Source organism: Rhodococcus sp. NPDC056960 (genome assembly GCF_042674125.1).
GTDB lineage: Bacteria > Actinomycetota > Actinomycetes > Mycobacteriales > Mycobacteriaceae > Rhodococcus_F.
Genome location: NZ_JBHURF010000014.1, coordinates 18,025 through 37,904, shown reverse-complemented (window position 1 = coordinate 37,904; position 19,880 = coordinate 18,025). Strand labels below are relative to the sequence as shown.

The following is a 19,880-nucleotide window of genomic DNA, read 5'->3' as shown; positions in this document are numbered from 1 at the left end:
ACACGATTACGCGCCCAGTTGAGCCGCTGACAGATCTTCTGGGCGTCTGTCATGGACCACTGCGGATGGCCCTGACGTCGGTTGTTGTTGAAGCAACCCTCAAGAGCCGGGACCCACAACGTTCGTTGATGGTCGACATCATTTGGCGTTCGTAGGAGCGATGTCCAGAATCCCAGCATCAACGCCGCCACAACCCTGTCAGCGGCAGGCGGTGGGGTTCGACGCCCACGCACGGGTCGACGACGGCGTTGTGGGGTCAAGCGCGTCGTATGCCTGTCCGACTTTGTCCCGCCCTTCCCGTGACAGCCCAGCTCCGGTGGCATTATCGAACCAGCGCCCGCCGTATCGACCTTTCAAGGCTTCGTGCATCTGTTGCCGAAGAAGCACCTCGACAATCCGCAGGTGGGCGTGAATGTGGGATGAGAGTTTCGCGTCGAGAAGGTAGAGCCTCAACGCGGGCACCTGATGACCCCCGAACGCTCGTCGAAACGGGGCAAGGCGAGAATTCGCTGTGGCCGCTGCCAGCGCCGCCTGTTGCCGGGGTGTCGTTTGAATGAGCACGCGCGAAACGCTACACTTGTGCCATATTCCCGGCTTGGTTCGGGTTTTTGAAGCCGCCGTCGCCCTTTGGGAACGGCGGCTTCCTTCTTTCTTACGCCTAATCGGGCGCGTCGGTCGTCCATCTGGGGTCCGTACGGGGCGCATCAGTCTTTTCGATTGGTGGGTTTCCGTTAGCTTGACGAATGAGATTTGCCAGTTCCAAGACCCGATCGCGAAGGTCGAGATGGACGAGACCGTCGGTCCATCTCTCGGCAACTTCGCGTGCGATCCGCACCTTGTCTGGAGCCTTTTTTTCATCTGTGGGACGGAGGACGTCACTCCACTGGTCGGTGTTCGGCGTCAATTTCCGCTTTGGATAGAGCTTCGAGAGGACATCGTCGAGAAGGTCCTTGGGAACATAATTCTCGACCGTTCGACCTTTGGTAACCCACGAATGCCCAGGCTGGCCTTCGATGGACAGCTCATCGACTACACGACGCTTAGTGTCGTTGATTCGCGCGCGGGCGCTCTCCCGATCACTGTCGATCATGATCGCGAGATGTCTGTTCAGCCGGCGAAGACTGATGAATTCAGTCACTTCAGGATCATGCGCGGTGAGATGACTGAGAAGCCTACCCCCGTAGAACATGATCGAGTAGTCGATCCCTTCGCGCAGATCAGGATCCATAAGTTTGAGCCAGTGGCGGAGGTAGATACGATCTGATGGGCCTTCGACCCAGATTGCAGCGTTAGTTTGAAGTAGGTCGCTGGGTCGATAGCCGAGATCGGCGCAGACGTTCGCGAGCTGGTGTGCGTTACCCGCGTTAGAGATCTCGGTGCCGGACTCGTAGGTATAGGTCGCATGGAAGACCTGCGCGAATCGTGAATCAAGCATGTGAGCTGAGTGAGTCGCTATCAGGTACTGGTTTTCAGTCGAGTCGTGTAGGTAGCGCAGCAGCTTCCGCTGCAGCAGTGGATGTAGGTGAACCTCCGGTTCTTCCATGCAGATCAACGTCTCTTGTTCCAACGTTGCCGCGGCCGCAAGGATGACCACTTGGGACACGCCGGTGCCCAGGTGGGTCAAGGGGAGCAACAACCCCTTACGTCGCACGTTGATCTCGCGCGCGTTGAAGGCTATTTCGAGCCGCGCATCGTCCTCTTCGAGCACGGCCTGCAAGAACCGGTTGATCGCCTCGAACCGTTCACGATCCTGGTCACGGTCCAGCGGTGGGTTCTGCAAGGCCAGTAATCGTGGCACCAGTCCGTCCCCCGTCATCGGAGATCCGCCATCCGCCGTTGGATCAGCGTCGGTAATCCGACGTGACGCTTCTACAATCTTCACGCGAGGACGCTGCAGAAAATTCTGATCAAGATACTGAAGCAGACATCTCTCATTCTCCCCGCGAGCGCCACCAGAGCGGCTAAGGAGATTCATCGCAAGGTCGCTAGCTCCCGACGCTTGTCCAGACTCGAGAATCTCGATCGCTTGGGCTTCGTATCCGACCGACTCGTTGACACCCACAGATTTTCGGAGCCAGCACATGTCGGTGCCGATCTTGATTGGGTCCGAGTCCAGAAACTGCCGCAAGCTTCTCTCGAGGGTCCCTCCTCCACCCCTGCCGGAGCGACTGACCGCAGTCTCGATCATTGCCTCCGTCTCCGCCGGCGGTAGAGCAATCGCGATCTCAAAGACGGCCTTCTCTTGCGTTCGCGGAACATCAAGATCCTTGGGTTGCTCCTTGAGGAGTTGATCGATCTGGTCGGCGAACCGCAAGACGTTGGACTTACCGCTGTTATTTTGTCCGGCGACGAGATTGATTTTCTGCAGGGGGGCAAGTAGTTGTAGGTCCCCGTGGAAGCTGCGAAAGCCGCGAAGGCCGATCCCGTGAAGTAGTTGCACTACTACATTCCAGCGCATGCGACCTGAGAGCCGACCAGTACTACCCCAGTTTGTGCCTCACATCCGGGGCCCCCGACGCTGATGGTCGATCTGCGCCTGGTTCTGAATGTGGTGTTCGTACTCCGCGACGTGCCGTTGTTGCTGTTCCTGGTGGGCTCCGAGGTTGTCGTGCAGCGCCTCGTGGGCGGCGTGAACCGTGTCGTAGTGGTTGCGTTGGGCCCGGTCTTCGGGTCGGTCACCAGCCACGGAGGTGGTGTCGGTGATGTCATAGGTGTCGCGGTAGGCGTAGATCTCGGCCGCGATGCGGTCCCACTGGCGGGCGAGTGCGCGGTCGTCGGGTCGTGGTCCCAGGTGGTCGGCGAAGCTGAACTCGTGGGTGGGCGCCGACAGTTCGGTGGCGTCGGCGGTTGGGTTGATGACGCGTTGGATTCGGGTGTGTTCGGCGGCGATGGCGGTGTATTCGGTGCGGAGCTGTTCGGCCAGCTCGGGAGCTACGAGTTCGGCATCGGCTGCGGGGGAGTCGACCCAGTGCGGTGCCTCTGGGTTGATGGGGTGGTGTCCGGCGGGTGCGATCTCGTCGAGCGCATCGAGGAGGCCGCCGATCATGTTCCACCGGCCGGTCCGCTCGAGCAACTCGGCGCACAGCTCGACGAGGCCCCTCTCACTGGTCTCGGTGAGTTGCCGTATCCGGCTGGCGGCGTCGTTCCACCGTGGGTCGTCGAGTTTGCCGGCGGCCATCGGGAAGTGTTCGCAAAGTAGTTCTTCGTGCTCGGTCAGCCATGCGGTGTTGCGGTCGCGGGTGGCGGCGGCGACGGCCGGGGCGATGTCACTGGCCAGGGCGAGGGCGGTGATCGGTTTGCCCTGTTCGGTGAGTTGGTGTGCGTGCCAGGCCAGGACGTCGTCAGGCGCGAGGCCTGCGAGCGCTGCCTTGTGAAGCTGACGCCCGAGCCGGGATGCGGACGCGTCGGTGCTGATCTGTTCCGCGAGGTCGGGGTCGAACACCGCGTGGGCGGGCCGTCGGACGCGCTCGACATCGAGCCGGGCTTGGGTGTCCTGGTACTGACGAATCTTGGCTCCGATGCCGTCTTCGTCGTGTTCGGTGGCGGGGCGGGCAGCGGTGTAGAGGTCGGCGACGGTGCGGGCGTAGTCGTCGAGTTCCTTGTCGGTGTGCGGGGTCCGGACCGGCAGCGGGGGTAGTGCCGGTGCGGCCTCGGTGCCGTTCGCAGTGGCCTTGGTGATGCGACTGTTGAGGACGGCGGCGGCGTCACCGGCGGTGTGTAGTTCCCCGGATGCGAGGGCGTCGTTGAGGAGTCGGGTGGCGCTGTCGCCGCGGTCGTGGATCTCGGTGAGGGTCGCTCGGAGGGCGGCGAGGCTGCCCGGGTGTGCCGCTTCCATCGTCGCGAGCATCGTGGCGGGGAGGGCTCGGCCGAGGAGGTGGTCGAGCCACCGATCCCGGAGCCGCGATTGTGCGGCGAGGTACGCCTCGTGCAGTCGTTCGGGGCTGTTCGCGTGCCTGGTGGCGTCACGGATTTCGGTGATGGCGGCTTTGTGTCCGTTGTCGGCGGCGAGGATCTTCCGCAGCACGTCGTGCGCCTGCGGGGTCTGGTGTTCACCGAGGTGCATGCCCTCGGTGTCCTGGGTGACGCCGGGTTCGGTGGGCACGTACAGGTGGTTCTCGGTGCGGCCGCGGGTAACGGCGACGTACAGTCCGGCGCGGTTGGTGGCTCCGGTGACGGCGGTGTGGGAGGTGTCGACCGTGATGCCTTGGCTGCGGTGCACGGTGGCGGCGTAGCCGAGTTCGGTGTCGCGGCGCACGTACGTCGCGGGCAGCACGATCGAACCGTGGTGTGCCTTGTTGCGCGCCGTCAGTGAGCCGTCGGGGTTGACGGCGGTGACGGTCCACAGGTCACCGTTGCGGACGAACATGTTCCGTCGCCGGCCACCCAGGGTGCGCAGGGTTCGGTCGTTCTTTCGGGTCAGGACGGTGTCGCCGACACCGGCGGTGAGCTCGTCCGACAAGACGGTGGTGTGGGCGTCGTCGGCGATACCGCGGCCGCGTCGGTGGGCCTGCACGGCGAGGTTGACCTCGCGGACATCGTCTCCGGTGGAGAGCATCACGATGGAGGCGAGGCCGGTGTCGGTGTCGGCGATATAGGCGGTGGCGGCCTGGGTTTTCATCTCGGCGGCGGTGCCGCTGTGGATCCAACCACGGTCGTCGAACAACTCCAGGCTTTCCGGGTTTCCGGCGCGCACGTGCAACGAGTTGTCGGCCTGTTCGAGATCGTCGCCGAACCGGACCACGTCGGTCAGTTCGGGTGCCTTGGTCTCTTCGGCGAGCAGGCGTAGGGCGCCACCGGTTTCGACGGCGTCGAGTTGGGCGGGGTCGCCGAGCAGGCGGACGATCGCCCCACGTGCGCGGGCGATGTCGGTGAGTGCAGCGAGGTCCTTGGTGGAGGCGAGGGATGCCTCGTCGACCAGAAGCATGGTGCCCGGGGTGATCTCGATCGAGGACGGGAGGCTGCCCGGGTGGTCGCCGAGGACCCCGCGCCAGGGGTAGGTGAGGGTGGCGAGGGTGTGGGCGTGCACGCCGATTTCCTCGCCCAGGGTTTCGGCTGCAACGGCGGACGGGGCGAGTGCAAGGACCTGGTGGCCGAGCTTCTGCCAGGTGTCGGTGACGGCCTTCATGGCGGTGGTCTTGCCGGTGCCGGCGGGCCCGATTCCAACCGCCAGGAGGGCGCCGCTGCCGACGAAATGCTCGGCCAGCGCCCGTTGCCCGGCGTTGAGGGTGCGGCCGGTGTCCTTGGCGCCGGCCTTGATGACCCGGTCGAGCTGAGACTGTGGTGCAACGTAGGCGGTGGGGGTTGTCGTCGCATCGAGCAGGTTTTGCTCGGCGGTGATCACCCCGTGGGAGGTGTGCAGGTGGGAGCCGGGGGTGGTGAGGAGGAACTCGCCGGTGCGGCGGCGCAATGCATCCGGGGCGGGCGGCAACACCGGGGTCGGCAGGTGCACCGACGACCCGAGGACGTGGGCGGCAACGGCCTGCACCGCGGCCTCGCGGGCGGCCTCGGACGGGAAGGACACGGCGGCGAAGTTGGCTTCGACGGCGCTGTGAATGTGCGGGAGCGCCCACGTTGCGCGGGCGTTCTCGAGGCGGGTGATCACGGCCTGCGCCTCGTCCTCGACCGAGGTCATGCGGCGCATCGTGGGATGCTCGCGGCGTCCGGCGGCGTGCGCGTCGCGGACCTGCCGCCACTGTGCCGTCAGGTTGTGCACGTGCTGCTCGCCGCCGAGAACCTGGGCGGAGCGGACACGCCAGGCCTGCTGCATCTCGACGAGAGTGTGCGGCTGTTGCTTGCCTTCGCGGGTGTCGAGGTTCGCCTGCTGGTACAGCCCGAACATGGCCTTGGGGGAGGGCATCCTGCCGTGCTCGGCGCGGTACTGCGCGACGAGCTGGTCGCGGCGGACCTCGATCTCGGTGCGCCGCGAGGAGAACATTTCCCGGAGCTGTTCGGGGACCTCGGCGACCTCGACGACGTCCTGGCGGCCGCGGCCGGTGGACCGGGTGGTGAGGCCGAAGCCGAGTTCGGTGTGCAGCTTCGACATGAGCTGGGCGTTGTACCGCTGCGAGGCGGCGACGCCGTAGCGGTGCATGGTCGATCCGTCCAGGGCGCGCCATTTTCCGTCGGACTCGGTGCGGACCTTGATCGAGACCACGGCGTGGGTGTGCAGGTTCGGGTCGCCCGCGCGAGAGTCGTAGTGGTCGTAGAGGGTGGCCACGAATCCGGTGGTGTCCTGGGTTTCCTGGCTGGTGGATCCGGTGCGGGTGAAGCACGCGTTGCGCTCGTACCAGCCCAGTGTCTCGGCGATCGTGTCGTGGTGAATCCGCTCGATCTCGCGGCGGGTGTCGTCGTCGGCGAGGGCCCACACCACCGACACACTCTTGGGTGGGGTGAACACCAGATCGTACCCGGCGACGGGCTGGCGGACCTTCGACTTCTCGGCGCTGATCCACGACCGGAGCTCGCGCTGATCCTGCGGCGGGCGGGCGTGCTTGTCGGTGAACAGCCGCAGCGCTTCCCGGTCCATCAGCGCTTGGGACTCGGCCTTGTTCGGGCGCCGGCCGTGCTCCACCGCGTAGCCCTCGACCGCGGCCCGGTGCGCCTTCAGCAGGGGGATCTCGTTGGCGAAGGAGGGGAACTTGCGGCCCAGCCGGGCGGCCTTGACGGCCTTCTCCGCGGTGGTGCCGTCGGCGATGTCGGCGGCGATCATCTGCTCGGCGTTGGGGTGCATGCCCTCACCGAACAACGCCTTCATCTGAGTCTCGGACACCACCTGGCCGAGGACGATTCGCTGCTCGTCGGGAACGTCGACCGCGGCGTCCATGCTCGCCAAATCGGGCAGTGCGGAGCCGAACCAGCGACCCGGGGGAGTGCCGTGAGCGGTGTAGTAATCGGTCAGCTCCTGGCCGTGCTCGAGCTCACGGTCCGCGGTGGCGACCTGCTTGGTCAGGTACTCGTAGCCATCGCCCGCGTGCAGCACGTGGAGCGTCATCACACCGGCCACAGTAGCCGCCGGATACGACGCCGAAAGATGCGACACCCCACGAAGTCTGAAATTCAGCAAGAGGTGTGTCTGAACTTTCCGGACTGAAATCGTGAGATGTTCCGATGACCTGGCTGTTCGCGATCGACGGCCGAAATCCGACGATTCGCGGCGGGAAACGGGTGAAAGATGTTGTCGGCGTTTTGAACGGGGGATATCGTCGGGGACAGGTAGGCTCCCGCGCATGGCGTCCTCCAACAAAGCAACGATCAGCGCGCGCGAGCGCGTCCGAAAGGCGAACGCGGAGCGGCTCGCCGCCGAGCAGGCCCGGTTGAAGCAGAACGAAGACGATCTGGTCGCGTTCTTCAACTCGACCGCCGACATCGAGAAGGCCGACTCCGATGTCGAGGAGAAGATCCGGAAGATTCGCGGCGAAGCCGAGGAGAAGAAGGCCAACGCCGTCCAGCGGCAGGCCGCGGCCATCCTCGGGCTCAAACACCGCGGCGAGTCGACGTCAGCCATCGCCGAGATGACCGAGCTGTCCGAAGCGAAGGTGCGGGAGCTGATCCGGCTGGCGAAGCCGAAGACGAAATCTGCGGCCGAGCCCGGCGCTGAACCGTCCCCGAAGTCGGGACCGGAAACGGCGGTTGCAGAGAAGAACTCTGACGAAGCCGAGCAGCTCGCGTCGTGACACCCGACCACATCCACGATGGTGACCACCGCAACGGTTATCCACACCTGGTGGGCCGCGACCGATTGTGCGTTGCCTGAGACCGAGCGGAGCGGGATGAGAAGTCTCGGGCATCCACATGAGAGAGACTCGCGGTCCCCATCTGTGGGTCACCGTCCGCGACACCGGCGCGGCGAGAGGGACGTGACAGCGTGAACCCGGAGCACCCGAGGAACCGGCCGGCACGAAGGTCGCCTGCTCTCACGCCGCTGCACCGTCGCCGCCCATGCGGCGCACCACCATCCGACGGCCCCACGGGCTATGACTCCCCGCGCCGACACCGAGAAGCGGCAGGCGACGGTCGCCGACCTCGCCGCAGTCCTTACTGCGCGGCTGCCCGACGCCAACCTCGAGGCGCTCACCGACCAGGGCGCGATGCTGCACCTGACCACCCCGCAGGCGCGGACGGTGCTGCACCATCTGCGTGCGCATCCGGACGCGCTCACCTCCGGCAGCTCCGAGGGCCCGGCCGGACTGTTCCGGCTCCTCGACACCCTCGCCGGCCGATATCCATCCGTTCACCGCATGCGGTGCGCCCGCTGCGCCGACGTGCGGGCACTGCCGCACCGGCACGGGACGACGAGGATCTGGAACCGCTGCTACGCCCGCACTCACCTGATCGTGTGCGTGCGATGCGGCCGGCAGGGACACGCCGCGGTCCGCGATCCCGCCGCCGGCGGCACCGTCTGCGATCGATGCAACAGAGCGGACCCGACGCGCCACGAACCATGCATCCGGTGCGGCAGGAACGCTCCGGTCGCCTACCGGATCGACGGCGCCCCGTTCTGTCAGAACTGCGGTCCGCGTAAACGCCGCACCTGCGGCGGCTGCGGACGCACGCACGCACGCACGCACGCACCAGATCGTCCAGGCCGTCACCGACGACGGTCCTCTCTGCCCACGCTGTTACCGCCGCGGCCGTGTGCCCGACTGCGGCGCTGCGCTGGCAGCGCTGGCCGGCGACCTGCCCGCACCCGTGCTCGCCGACCTCCTCGGCATCTCCGTCAGCGCCGCGACTCGCTGGAGCGCTGTCGCCGCCCGCGACTACACCGACTATCTCGCCGCGCGTACCGCGCATCCTCCCCACTGACGAGCGGCACCGCGAAGATGACGACCTCTCTGCTTCGTGTCGGTCACCGCCCCTACGCTCTTCGGTAACAGCACAGACGAACCCGAGAGCGGAGGAAGACCCATGGTCACCGCCGCACCGATGCTGCCCGGGATGCCCGCCTCCACACCGGGCCGCGAGGTCGAGCAGCTCGCCCTGATCGGCCAGCCGCAACCGATCCGCATCCCGGAACGGCTGTGGCGGTCCTGGCTCGACGATTCCGCAGTCGTGGCGCGATTCGAGGCTAAAACCTACCGACGCCCGGGCGACCGGTGCACGGTGTGGCTCGGCAGTGTCTCATCCACCGGGCACGGCTCCTTCCGTGCCGCGAGCCTGCCTGGTCCGTCCCGCCGCGGCACCGTGCCCGCGCACCTTTTCGCCTATCAGCTCGAGTACGGGATCATCCCGCGGCTGGGGTGGTCGGAAACCGACGACGCCGTGCTCTGTCACCAATGCGACTTCGCCGGCTGCGTCAACCCGCACCATATGCGGTTGGGTACCAACGCCGTCAACCGCACCGAATACCATCTGCGGCGCCGCAACCTGGCCAGTCCGCTCGCCGATGTCCGGGGCCCGGCCGGGCGTACCCGCGCGATCGCTGTCGCCATCCGGGCGGGTCTTGTCGGCGGGGAAAATTCTGTCAGCATCGAAGAACGGATCGGCCGCGCCGAAGCAGCTGGACTGCCGCTCACGCTCTGGTAAACGAGCATTTCAACTCGCCTCCGCGGATCGGTGTGGTGTCGATCGTCTCGGTCTTCATCGGGAAGCGCCCTACGTGCCGGGGTATTTCGTGAGTCTCGACTGTGAGGCTGAGTGATCTACGGCATACCCCTTGCGCTTTCTGGATCTGGTTCGCGTTTTTCGGATCAGCCCAGGCCCTCATCGTTCATAACCTTCTGTTCACATCACCGACCGATTCGGTCGAACAGCAGGTCAGGAGGACGTGATGAGTACGAGCAACGCACCGGTCGCACGGAATCACCCCGGCAGGATCACCCCGGACGTCAGCACTGAAGACTTCCGCGAGGCGTTGAGCCGCTTCCCGTCCGGGGTGACGGTCGTGGTCACCGAGGACGACACCGGCACCCGTCGTGGTTTCACCGCGAGCGCGTTCACCGCCGTCTCGCAGGAACCACCCCTGGTTCTGGTGTGCCTGACGAAGTCGGCGGACTCCTATCCGGCCTTCACCGCGGCAGACAGGTTCGCGATCCACTTCGCCGCAGACGAGAACACCCCGGTGGCCACGCGCTTCGCGACCAAGGGGGCCGACAAGTTCGCCGGCGACGACTTCGACGAGCATCCCGACGGGCTTCCGGCCCTGCGCGGCGCCGTCGCCCGGTTGTCGTGCTCGATGCACGCCCGGCACGACGGCGGCGACCACGAGATTCTCGTCGGCCGGGTCGAGGACGTGCACCTCGGCGCGGCGGAGACACCGGCGGTGTATCACGCACGGCGCTTCCACACGCTCGTTCCGCTCGGCTGATGACCGCACCCACCGGCGGTGCCCGGACGGTGACGATACGCCCGGACGGAGTCGCCATCGTTGTCCGGGAACGGGAGACGATCGTCGACGCGCTACGCCGGCAGGGGCTGCGCACCCGGTACAAATGCCGCCGCGGTGGTTGCGGTGCCTGCCGCGCGACCCTCGTCGAGGGACGCGTCGGCTATCACACCCCGGTCAGCGACACGGTCGTGAACGGACCCACGCCGCAACCGGACACTCGCAGCTGCCTTCCCTGCCGGGCGACTCCCCTCACCGACGTGATCATCGAACTCGGGCCACGCGATCGAATCGTCAACGTTCTCAACGGCATCGGCGGCGCACTGCCGCACACCCTCCCCGAGGGTCGAACACCAGCAACGCACTCCACGAGAAAGGGACCGACATGTCCGTGATGCGCTTGGGCTACGTCCACGTCAATGTCACCGACCTGGACGAAGCCAGGGACCACTACATCGACACGCTCGGCATGGACGCCGTCCACCAGGACGACGGCGCCGTGTACCTCAAATCCTGGGACGAAGCCGATCATCATTCCGTCGTTCTGCACGAAGGCGGGGTCGGACTGGTCAAGCTCGGCTACAAGGTGACCGACGCGCAGGCCCTCGACGACATCGAGAACCGTGTGCGCGCATTCGGTGCCACCTGCGAGCGGATGAGCAAGGGCGACAACGTCTCCGTCGGAGACGGTCTTCGCGTCACCCTGCCGTCGGAGCACACCCTCGAGCTGTACAGCGACATCGAATACCTCGGCACGTCCACCGGCCTGTGGAATCCGGATCCGTGGCCGCGGCAGGGGCTGCGCGGCATCGGTGTTCCGCGCCTGGACCACACCCTGATCACCACCGAGGACCCGGTTCTGCTGGAACGGTTCTTCTCCGAGGTTCTCGACTTCCAGGCGGCCGAACGGCTCGTCGGCGGTGACGACAACACCGACCTGATCGGGTCGTGGATGTTCTGCGGAGAGCAGCCCCACGACATCGCGTTCGTCAAGGGCGAGAACGGCAAACTGCACCACTTCGCCTACCACGTCGCGGACTGGTCGTCGCTGCTGCACGCCGGTGACGTCTTCTCGATGCGGGACGTGCCGATCGACTTCGGGCCCGCCCGGCACGGCATCACCCGCGGGGAAACCATCTACTTCTTCGACCCGGCCGGCAACCGCAACGAGGTGTTCGCCGGCGGCTACCGCACCGGCAAGGACTTCCGCACCATCACCTGGACCATGGACCAGGCCGCCCGCGGGATCAACTTCACGCACCGCGAACTCGACCAGGACTTCCTCACCGTCGTCACCTAAACGCTCAGGAAAAATCTCATGACAACTGTCACCTCGGCCGACGGCGTCACCATCGGCTACACCGAACAGGGCACGGGCACCCCGGTGGTCCTGCTTCCCGGCTCCGCCGTCGACCACACCATCTTCGTCCCGGGCGGTCAGATCGACGCACTGGCACAACACTTCCGGGTCATCGCACTCGACTGGCGCGGTACCGGAAAGTCCACCCGAGACGATCAGCCCTATACCGCCGAAGACCTCGAAGCCGACGTCCTCGGCGTCCTCGACGCCCTCGACATCGGCACCGCGCACCTCGTCGGCATGTCGCAGGGGTCGACCATCGCCCAGCGGATCGCCGCGCACCACCCCGACCGGGTCGACCGGGTCGTGCTCTACAGCACCTGGGGCCACACCGACGCCTACCTGCAGGGCATGTTCACGTTCTGGGAGCACCTGTACCGCACCGCCGAGCCCCAGGTCTACGGCGAGGCGACCCTGTGGTTCCTGCTCTCACGCGAGTTCCACAACGCCGACCCGGCGGCGGTCGAGGCCATCGCGAAGTCCTCGTTCGCCTCCGAGACCGCAGCCACCCGGCACGCCCAGATCCAGGCGGCCCGCATCAACGCCGTCCACGACAACCGGGACCTGCTGACGAAGATCACGGCCCCGACCCTGGTGATCGCCGGCGACGAGGACCGCACCATCCCGGTCGAGTACTCCGCGCAGGTCGCCCGCGCCATCCCCGGCGCCGACATCCATGTGCTGGAGGGGCCGGGCGCCAGTCACGCCCTGTTCCTCGAACGCGCCGACGAGGTCAACGACGCCACCGTGGCGTTCCTGCGCGCCGACAACTGAAATCACCCGATCCCACTCGCGCTCATTCACCGAGCGAAACCCTTCTGGAGGAAACATCATGGTCAAGTCCTGGGCATTCGACATCTTCAACTACCCCTACGACACTCGCCCCGAGAAGTTCGATCCCGAGGCCGCGCAGGAGCTGTACGACTGGCACCTCGAGTCGTGGGTCAAGGCCGAAGAACAGGGCTACGAAGGCGTGCTGTTCAGTGAGCACCACTTCACCGCCTACAACATCACCCCGTCCCCGAACCTGTTGGTCGCCGCGTTGGCACAGCGCACCACCACCCTGCGGATGGGGGTGATGGGTTCGATCCTGCCGTTCCACAACCCGCGCCGGGTCGCCGAAGAGGCCGCGATGCTCGACTACCTCACCCAGGGCCGCCTCGAGGTCGGCCTCGGTCGAGGGGTCGACGAGCAGGAGTTCGCCAAGGAAAAGATCAACATGGCCGACACCCGCGAGTACTTCCTCGAATCCCTGGACCTGATCGAGAAGGCCTGGCGGAACCCCACCTTCACCCATCACGGCCGGTTCTTCCACTACGACGACACCGCCATCTACCCGCGGCCGCTGCAGCAGCCAACCCCGCCGGTGTGGATGCTCTCACTCAGCCCGTCGACCCTGCAGATGGCCGGACAGCGCGGCTACAAAGCCACCTCCGCGTACATGCCGGTGGCCGAAACGGCGGCGTCATTCGATACCTTCCGTGCCGCCGCCAAGGAGGCCGGACAGCCGTTCGGACCGGACCAGGTCGGCGTGCTGCGCCCCACGTTCGTCGCCGAGACCGACGAAGAAGCCCGGCGCATCGGTGAGCCGGCGCTGAACCACCTGTTCGGGCTCTTCAAGGATGCCGCGCTCTTCGAGGACCTCGACAACGTCCCGGAGGGCTACGAGTTCTACAGTTCGTTCTTCCGGCCGTTCGTCGGCCAGGGCGATCTGAGCTGGGATGGTCTTCGTGATTCCGGCGTGATCCTCGTCGGCTCGCCCGAATCCGTGCGGGATCAGGTCGTCGAGCAGGCCAAGGCGCTCAACTGCGGCAACTTCTTCATCTGGCACAGCTTCGGCACCTTGACGAAGGAACAGACCTTCCGCTCCTACGAGCTCTACGCCGAGACCGTCATCCCGGCCCTGCGTGAGCTCGACCTCGACACCGCCACTGTCGGCGCGTGATCCGCCGGTGGAGCCGGGCGACCCCCGGCTCCACCAACCCCACCTTCCCCGTCCCGAAGAGGCCATGATGAACAAGTCCCCCATCGACGACGTGCTGCGCACCATCGCGGCGGGCGGAATCGTCGCCGTCGTCGACGACGAGAACCGTGAGAACGAAGGCGACCTCATCATGGCCGCACAGTTCGCCACCCCCGAGAAGGTCGCCTTCTTCCTCGAATACACCTCCGGATTCCTCTGCACCGCAATCACCGACGAGGCCGCCGACCGTCTCGAGCTGCCGCTGATGGTCGAGAACAACACCGAAAGCCACCACACCGCGTTCCTGATCAGCGTGGACTGTCGCCGCGGCACCTCCACCGGCATCAGCGCCGGTGACCGGGCAGCGACCATCCGAGCCCTCGCCCGCACCGACACCGAACCCGGTGACCTGGCCCGGCCCGGTCACGTCCTGCCGCTGCGCGCCCGCCCGGGCGGCGTCCTCGAGCGGCCCGGGCACACCGAGGCCGGTGTGGACTTGTGCCGGCTCGCCGGCCTCGAACCCGCAGCGCTGTTGTGCGAACTGGTCACCGGCGACCGACTGGAGATGATGCGCCGCCCCCGGATCGAGGCCTTCGCCGCGGCGCACCGGATCCCGTTGTGCACCATCGAAGATCTGGCACGGTACCGCCGCCAGGTGACGACTCTCGCCCGCACGGGGCAGGCCCGGATCCCCACCCGGTACGGGACGTTCGAGGCCATCGCCTATCGGCAGGGCGACGGACCGGAACATCTGGCACTGGTCATGGGCGACCCGGCCGCGGCCGCCCGACCGCAGGTGCGGGTACACAGCGAATGTTTGACCGGGGACGTCGTCGGATCACTGGTGTGTGACTGCGGCCCGCAATTCGACCTGGCCCTCGAGTCGATCGCCGACGCCGGATCCGGGGTGGTGATCTACCTGCGCGGCCACGAGGGTCGCGGCATCGGGCTCGGCCGGAAGTTGCAGGCCTACCGGCTGCAACAGGAGGACTGCCTCGACACCGTCGACGCGAACCTGCGGCTCGGGCTACCCGTCGACGGTCGCGACTACCGGGTCGCCGCCGACATTCTCCGCGACCTCGGGATCGACTCGATCGAGCTGCTCACCAACAACCCCGACAAGATCGCGCACCTCGAACGGCACGGCGTGAGGGTCTCCACCCGACGGAGCCACGAAATCCTCGCCACCGAACACAACAGGCGGTACCTGACCACCAAGCGGGACCGGATGGGGCATCTGCTGACCGGCGATCGGCCCGAATCCGCTGCGCTAGAACGAACCTGACCCAGCTTTCTTTCGAAGGAGAAGCACATGACGTGGAATACGCACGACGGCAAGGTCGCCGTCGTCACTGGCGCCGGTCGCGGGATCGGCCAGGCCATCGCCGCCGGCCTGGCCCAGCGCGGGGCCCGCGTGATGGTCGTGGACAAGGACGATCCGACAGACACCGTCGAGGCCATCCGAGGTGACGGCGGCACGGCCGAGTCGTACATCGCCGATGTCGCCGACGAAGCCCAGGTCGCCGAACTCGCCGACACCGTCGCCGGCGAACACGGCGGCGCGGACATCCTCGTCAACAACGCCGGCATCTACCCGTTCGTGCCCATCGACGACCTCGACTACGCCACCTGGCGGAACGTCCTCGCCGTCAACCTCGACTCCCAGTTCCTGCTCGCCAGGGCTTTTCTGCCGCAACTGCGCACATCCGGGTCCGGACGCATCGTCAACATGACGTCGAACTCCATCGGCCTCGCCGTCCCTCACCTCACGCACTACATGGCCAGCAAGATGGGTGTCATCGGCTTCACCCGCGCCTTGGCCAACGACGTCGCCGCCGACGGAATCACCGTCAACGCCGTCGGGCCCACCCTGTCGCTGACCCCCGGTGTCCGTGCCGCCGTCCCCGAAGAACTGGTGCGCAACCTCTCGAACTCGCAGGCGATCAAGAAGCCCGGTGAGGCCACCGACGTGGTCGGCACCGTGCTCTTCCTGACCAGTGCCGACTCCTACTTCGTCACCGGCCAGACGATCATGTCGGACGGCGGCCTCATCCGCCTCTGATCCCGGCCCATCCGCCCCACCGATTCCCACCCGCACTGGAGAGACCCCATGACCATCACCCAACAATCCCCGGAAATCTCGCGGACCGTCGACGTCGGCGGGATCGCCACGAACTACCACGACGAGGGCGAGGGACGCCCGGTCGTGCTGATCCACGGGTCCGGTCCGGGAGTGACCGCGTGGGCGAACTGGCGAGCCACCATTCCCGCACTGGCACGACACTTCCGCGTCATCGCACCCGACATCCTCGGCTTCGGATATACCGCACGCCCCGACGGCGTCGCATACAACTCGACCACCTGGACCGAGCACCTGACCGGGTTCCTCGACGCCCTCGGCCTCGAGAAGGTCTCGATCGTCGGCAACAGCTTCGGCGGATCCCTTGCACTGAACATCGCCACCCGCCACCCCGAACGCGTCGACCGGCTCGTGTTGATGGGCAGCGTCGGCGTGCCGTTTCAGATCACCGACGGACTCGACGCCGTGTGGGGTTTCCAGCCATCCCTGCCGGCGATGCGACACCTGCTCGACGTCTTCGCCTACGACCGGTCCCTGGTCACCGACGAACTCGCCGAACTACGACTGGCTGCAGCGACCCGCCCCGGCGTCCAGGAAGCGTTCAGCGCCATGTTCCCCGCACCGCGGCAGCAGGGCGTCGACGCCATGGCCGTCGACGAGGATCGGATCGCAGCCCTGCCCCACGACACGTTGATCGTCCACGGCCGCGACGACCAGGTCATACCCTTGTCGAACTCGCTGCGGCTGCTCGAGCTGATCGAGCGCTCCCAACTGCACGTATTCGGGCGGTGCGGGCACTGGGTGCAGATCGAACATGCCGCCCGATTCAACGCCCTGGTCGCCGACTTCCTCGCCGAGGACACATCGAGCTGATCTACCTGCCGACCCCGGCCGGCAACACCCGTCCACGGCCGGGACCAGTACCTACACTGTTGTACGAAGGTGTCCCCCGAAGGTGACAGATGGCCGACGAAAATCCGAGAGCGGCGGACGAGTTCCGCACCAGCGACCGCGACGAAGCGCAACAGCACATCTCCGCGGTCTTCAGTCCGCACGTGCTCGACGTCATCGACAAGAGCTGCGACCTCAACGTGCGCCTGAGCACCACGGTGCTACCCGCCATCACTCTCGGCTATCTGCGGCACGGCGCCGAGGTCGTCGTCCAGCCCGGCCGGCTGGGCAGCTACTTCCACGTGAACATCCCCATCTCCGGCCACACCCGATCCACCCGCGGTGACGACGAAATCATCACCGGTGAGAACGTCGCCGCGGTGCTGCTGCCGACGGAGAGCTCGGCGATGCTGTGGAGCCGCGACTGCGAACAACTGGCCGTGAAGATCAACCGCACCGCCGTCGAGAACCGCCTGTCCCTGGCGCTCGGGCACCCGATGGACGCGCCACTGCGATTCGACCTCGCCATGGACCTGACCGCCGGACCGGCACAGAGCTGGGTTCACACCGTCCGCTCCCTCCTGGACGCGCTACGGGCCGACCCGACCCTCCTCGAGCAGCCGTTGATCACCGCCAACTTCGAAAACCTGATCGTCTCCCAGCTGCTGCACGCACAACCGCACAACTACTCCGAACAACTGGTCACCAAACACGCGCTCACCCGACCCCGGACGATCAAACGCGTCACCGACCTCATCGACGCGTCCCCCGAACGACCCCACACCGCCGCCGAACTCGCCGACGCCGCCGGAGTCAGCCTCCGCACCCTGCAAGACAGCTTCCACGAGCAGCTGGGCATCACCCCGATGGCCTACCTACGCCAGGTGCGACTCACCCGCGCCCACGAAGACCTCGCCACCACCGACCCGGCCGGCGGACTCTCCGTCCGCGACATCGCCTACAAGTGGGGATTCAACCACCTGCCCCGATTCGCCGCCGCCTACCGCGAACGCTACGGCGTTCCCCCGTCCGAAACACTCCGCCAAGCGTGAACCGACCACCGGCGGCATCCGCTCATATGGACCGATCAACGGGTCTCACCGTTCGCACCACCACGCCAGGAAACGAGTAACAGCACTAGCGATTCGCGTGTGAAAACCGCCGTCGGCCGGGCCGGTCCCGACGCCGCCACGTAGCGGGACGCGAGTCCGTCGTCCACGACCAGGGCGTCCACCCCAGCGCGAGCCACCATCCGAATTCACGCCCCTCATCGCACCCGATGACCTCGGCGCACTTCGCCGTCGGCGGACCTATGAGGAACGACCTGATGACACGAGCATTCCCATCTCGGCTCCGCTGATCGGTGTGGGCTCGACCGTCTCGGGCTCGAGCACCGCAGTGCCTCGTTGTGCAGCCGGATTCATCGGGAAGCCACGGTGCGTGTGGAGTGTGCCGCAAGACCCAACCATGAGGCCGAGTGATCTACGGCATACCACTTGCGCTTTGTGGATCGTGCTCGCGTTTTCCGGATCAGACAGCTCGTTCGTTCTCCATACCCTTCTGCTCACATCACCGACCACTTCGGTCGAACAGCAGGTCAGGAGGACACGATGAGCGCAAGCACCTCACCCGCCACCGGGAACAGCACTAGCGGGACAGGCCGGACATCAGCACCGAGAACTACTTCGTCACAGGCGAACGATCATGGCCGACGGCGGGCTGGTGAGGCTCTGATGACTACACGCACGAGCCGGATCGCCGTCCTCACGACGAGCGGCCGCCCCATTGATGACCGAAGCATCGAGGTACCGTCACCCGGACCGGGACAGATCCTGGCACGCACCCTGCTCGGCGGAGTCTGCGGTACTGATATTCATCTGCGCCGTGGCGATTTCGAGCTCCCGCACCCAGTGGTACTCGGCCACGAGGGAACCGGCGTGGTCGAGCAACTGGGACACGGAGTGACCCACGATGCGGCAGGAGAAGTGTTGGCCCCCGGTGACCCGATCTACTGGTGCCCGATACCACCGTGTCATCACTGCTACTACTGCACGGTCGAGAAGGACTTCTCCTCGTGCCCGAACGCCACCTGGTTCCACCACGCAGACCAACCCGGTTGGGGCAGCTATTCGGACCTGGTCACCCTGCCCGCCGGAATGGCCGTGTATCGCATTCCTGACGGCACCTCACCGGAAGCGGTCATTGCGCTCGGCTGCGCTCTGCCTGCGGTTCTCCAGGGATTCGACCGCGTCGGGCTCCCCGGTGTCATCGACAGCGTCGTCATTCAAGGGGCAGGTCCTATCGGTCTGTCCGCCGTGCTCGTCGCGCAGCAGAGGGGCGCCCGCACGATCGTGGTGATCGACCAGCATGAAAACCGCCTCGAGACCGCCCGCAAGCTCGGAGCCACCGCAACCATCTCGTTGACCGCCGATGCAGAGCATCGCCGGGCGCGTGTAAACGAATTGTGTGGACCACGCGGCCCACGGCTTGTCGTCGAAGCTGCGGGTGTTCTTTCAGCGTTCGCCGAGGGCGTCGACCTCGCCGGACACAACGGTTGCTACTTGCTCATCGGACTGTGGTCGGGTCACGGCGCCGCATCGATCGATCCGACGGTCGTCGTCCACAAGAACCTCCGGATCGTCGGCTCATGCTATGCCCAGCCCGAACATTACTTCAGAGCAATGCATTTGGCTTCTCTGCTCGAGAGCAGGATCCCGCTGACGGAGATCATCACACACAGTTTCGACGTGACCGAAGCCAACGAAGCGCTCGATACGGTTGAACGCGGCGACGCCGTCAAGGCCGTGATCCGACCCGGCGAAAACCCTTCGGCAGGATAGGGGGTTGATTACCAATCTGGGCTGCCACGACGGCTGACCAGTTGTCGACTCAGAAGCAGCCGCGGTGACCTCGCCTGGGCGCGCCCTCCTCTGAGGCGCCGCGATCGCGCATCCCGGCCTGATCGACGTTGAGAAGGCCGATGGTGCGGCAGTCGGCCGCACCATCGGCCGTGCTCGGCGGAGTTCTGTTGGCGGGACAGGAAGACATTGGACCGACATCGCACTCGACGTCTTCCCGGCCAGGCCGACCCGTTCGCTGGGGATTCCTCTCCGCCGATCATTGGTTCAGCACGCCGGTACGAGAAGGCCGCAACCTGCGATCCGCTTTTCTTCCACGACAAAGGAGCGCGACGTACAGTGCACATTCACGAAACCGAGCATATGAACGCTCTCGGGAAAGCGTTCGGAATGACGTGGTTCCAGTT

The 19,880-nt window shown here is 66.0% G+C and carries 16 protein-coding genes and 1 pseudogene; 14 read left to right on the top strand and 3 right to left on the bottom strand.

Going from position 1 to position 19,880, the window contains the following annotated elements:
* Positions 1-658: 658 nt before the first annotated feature.
* Positions 659-2,440 (bottom strand): AAA family ATPase, encoded by a 1,782-nt coding sequence (locus ACFTWF_RS22610; RefSeq protein ID WP_378463417.1) that lies wholly within the window; start codon positions 2,438-2,440, stop codon positions 659-661.
* A 57-nt stretch (positions 2,441-2,497) separates the two neighbouring features.
* Positions 2,498-6,991, bottom strand: a complete 4,494-nt coding sequence (gene mobF, locus ACFTWF_RS22605) for a MobF family relaxase (RefSeq protein WP_378463416.1) — start codon at positions 6,989-6,991, stop codon at positions 2,498-2,500.
* A gap of 235 nt (positions 6,992-7,226) precedes the next feature.
* Here mobF and ACFTWF_RS22600 point away from each other — a divergent pair, with 235 nt between their 5' ends.
* Positions 7,227-7,673, top strand: a complete 447-nt coding sequence (locus ACFTWF_RS22600; protein ID WP_378463415.1) for a hypothetical protein — start codon at positions 7,227-7,229, stop codon at positions 7,671-7,673.
* A gap of 240 nt (positions 7,674-7,913) precedes the next feature.
* Here the strand turns inward: ACFTWF_RS22600 and ACFTWF_RS22595 are convergent, their stop codons facing one another.
* A complete protein-coding gene (locus tag ACFTWF_RS22595; RefSeq protein ID WP_378463414.1) occupies positions 7,914-8,435 on the bottom strand; it encodes a hypothetical protein in 522 nt (173 codons plus the stop codon).
* A gap of 199 nt (positions 8,436-8,634) precedes the next feature.
* On the opposite strand from ACFTWF_RS22595, the gene ACFTWF_RS22590 reads away from it, so the two are divergent.
* The 13 genes and pseudogenes from ACFTWF_RS22590 (at position 8,635) to ACFTWF_RS22530 (ending at position 19,455) form a co-directional block, all read left to right on the top strand.
* Positions 8,635-8,802, top strand: coding sequence for a hypothetical protein (locus ACFTWF_RS22590; protein WP_378463413.1), 168 nt, complete (start codon positions 8,635-8,637; stop codon positions 8,800-8,802).
* Positions 8,803-8,904: 102 nt separating this feature from the next.
* The gene (locus tag ACFTWF_RS22585) at positions 8,905-9,522 is read left to right on the top strand and encodes a hypothetical protein (protein WP_378463412.1); all 618 of its coding nucleotides are present in this window, start codon (positions 8,905-8,907) and stop codon (positions 9,520-9,522) included.
* A 244-nt stretch (positions 9,523-9,766) separates the two neighbouring features.
* Positions 9,767-10,303, top strand: coding sequence for a flavin reductase family protein (locus tag ACFTWF_RS22580; RefSeq protein WP_378463411.1), 537 nt, complete (start codon positions 9,767-9,769; stop codon positions 10,301-10,303).
* Positions 10,303-10,716 carry a 2Fe-2S iron-sulfur cluster-binding protein gene (locus ACFTWF_RS22575; RefSeq protein ID WP_378463410.1) on the top strand — a complete coding sequence of 138 codons (414 nt, stop codon included), beginning with the start codon at positions 10,303-10,305 and terminating at the stop codon, positions 10,714-10,716. The genes ACFTWF_RS22580 and ACFTWF_RS22575 overlap by 1 nt, the downstream gene beginning before the upstream one ends.
* Positions 10,707-11,621 (top strand): catechol 2,3-dioxygenase, encoded by a 915-nt coding sequence (locus tag ACFTWF_RS22570; RefSeq protein WP_378463409.1) that lies wholly within the window; start codon positions 10,707-10,709, stop codon positions 11,619-11,621. The genes ACFTWF_RS22575 and ACFTWF_RS22570 overlap by 10 nt, the downstream gene beginning before the upstream one ends.
* Positions 11,622-11,639: 18 nt before the next feature.
* On the top strand, positions 11,640-12,455 hold the full coding sequence (locus tag ACFTWF_RS22565) for an alpha/beta fold hydrolase (protein WP_378463408.1): 816 nt from the start codon (positions 11,640-11,642) through the stop codon (positions 12,453-12,455).
* 58 nt (positions 12,456-12,513) lie between these two features.
* Positions 12,514-13,626 (top strand): LLM class flavin-dependent oxidoreductase, encoded by a 1,113-nt coding sequence (locus ACFTWF_RS22560; RefSeq protein ID WP_378463407.1) that lies wholly within the window; start codon positions 12,514-12,516, stop codon positions 13,624-13,626.
* Positions 13,627-13,690: 64 nt separating this feature from the next.
* The gene (gene ribA / locus ACFTWF_RS22555) at positions 13,691-14,929 is read left to right on the top strand and encodes a GTP cyclohydrolase II (RefSeq protein WP_378463406.1); all 1,239 of its coding nucleotides are present in this window, start codon (positions 13,691-13,693) and stop codon (positions 14,927-14,929) included.
* A gap of 27 nt (positions 14,930-14,956) precedes the next feature.
* Positions 14,957-15,706, top strand: coding sequence for an SDR family NAD(P)-dependent oxidoreductase (locus ACFTWF_RS22550; RefSeq protein ID WP_378463405.1), 750 nt, complete (start codon positions 14,957-14,959; stop codon positions 15,704-15,706).
* 48 nt (positions 15,707-15,754) lie between these two features.
* Positions 15,755-16,597 (top strand): alpha/beta fold hydrolase, encoded by an 843-nt coding sequence (locus ACFTWF_RS22545; RefSeq protein WP_378463404.1) that lies wholly within the window; start codon positions 15,755-15,757, stop codon positions 16,595-16,597.
* A gap of 89 nt (positions 16,598-16,686) precedes the next feature.
* Entirely contained in the window at positions 16,687-17,667 is a 981-nt protein-coding gene (locus tag ACFTWF_RS22540) for an AraC family transcriptional regulator (RefSeq protein WP_378463403.1), read from the top strand.
* Between the two features lie 558 nt (positions 17,668-18,225).
* Positions 18,226-18,735, top strand: a pseudogene (locus ACFTWF_RS22535) (alcohol dehydrogenase catalytic domain-containing protein); the annotation flags it as partial.
* Between the two features lie 42 nt (positions 18,736-18,777).
* Entirely contained in the window at positions 18,778-19,455 is a 678-nt protein-coding gene (locus ACFTWF_RS22530) for a zinc-binding dehydrogenase (RefSeq protein WP_378463605.1), read from the top strand.
* Positions 19,456-19,880 lie beyond the last annotated feature (425 nt).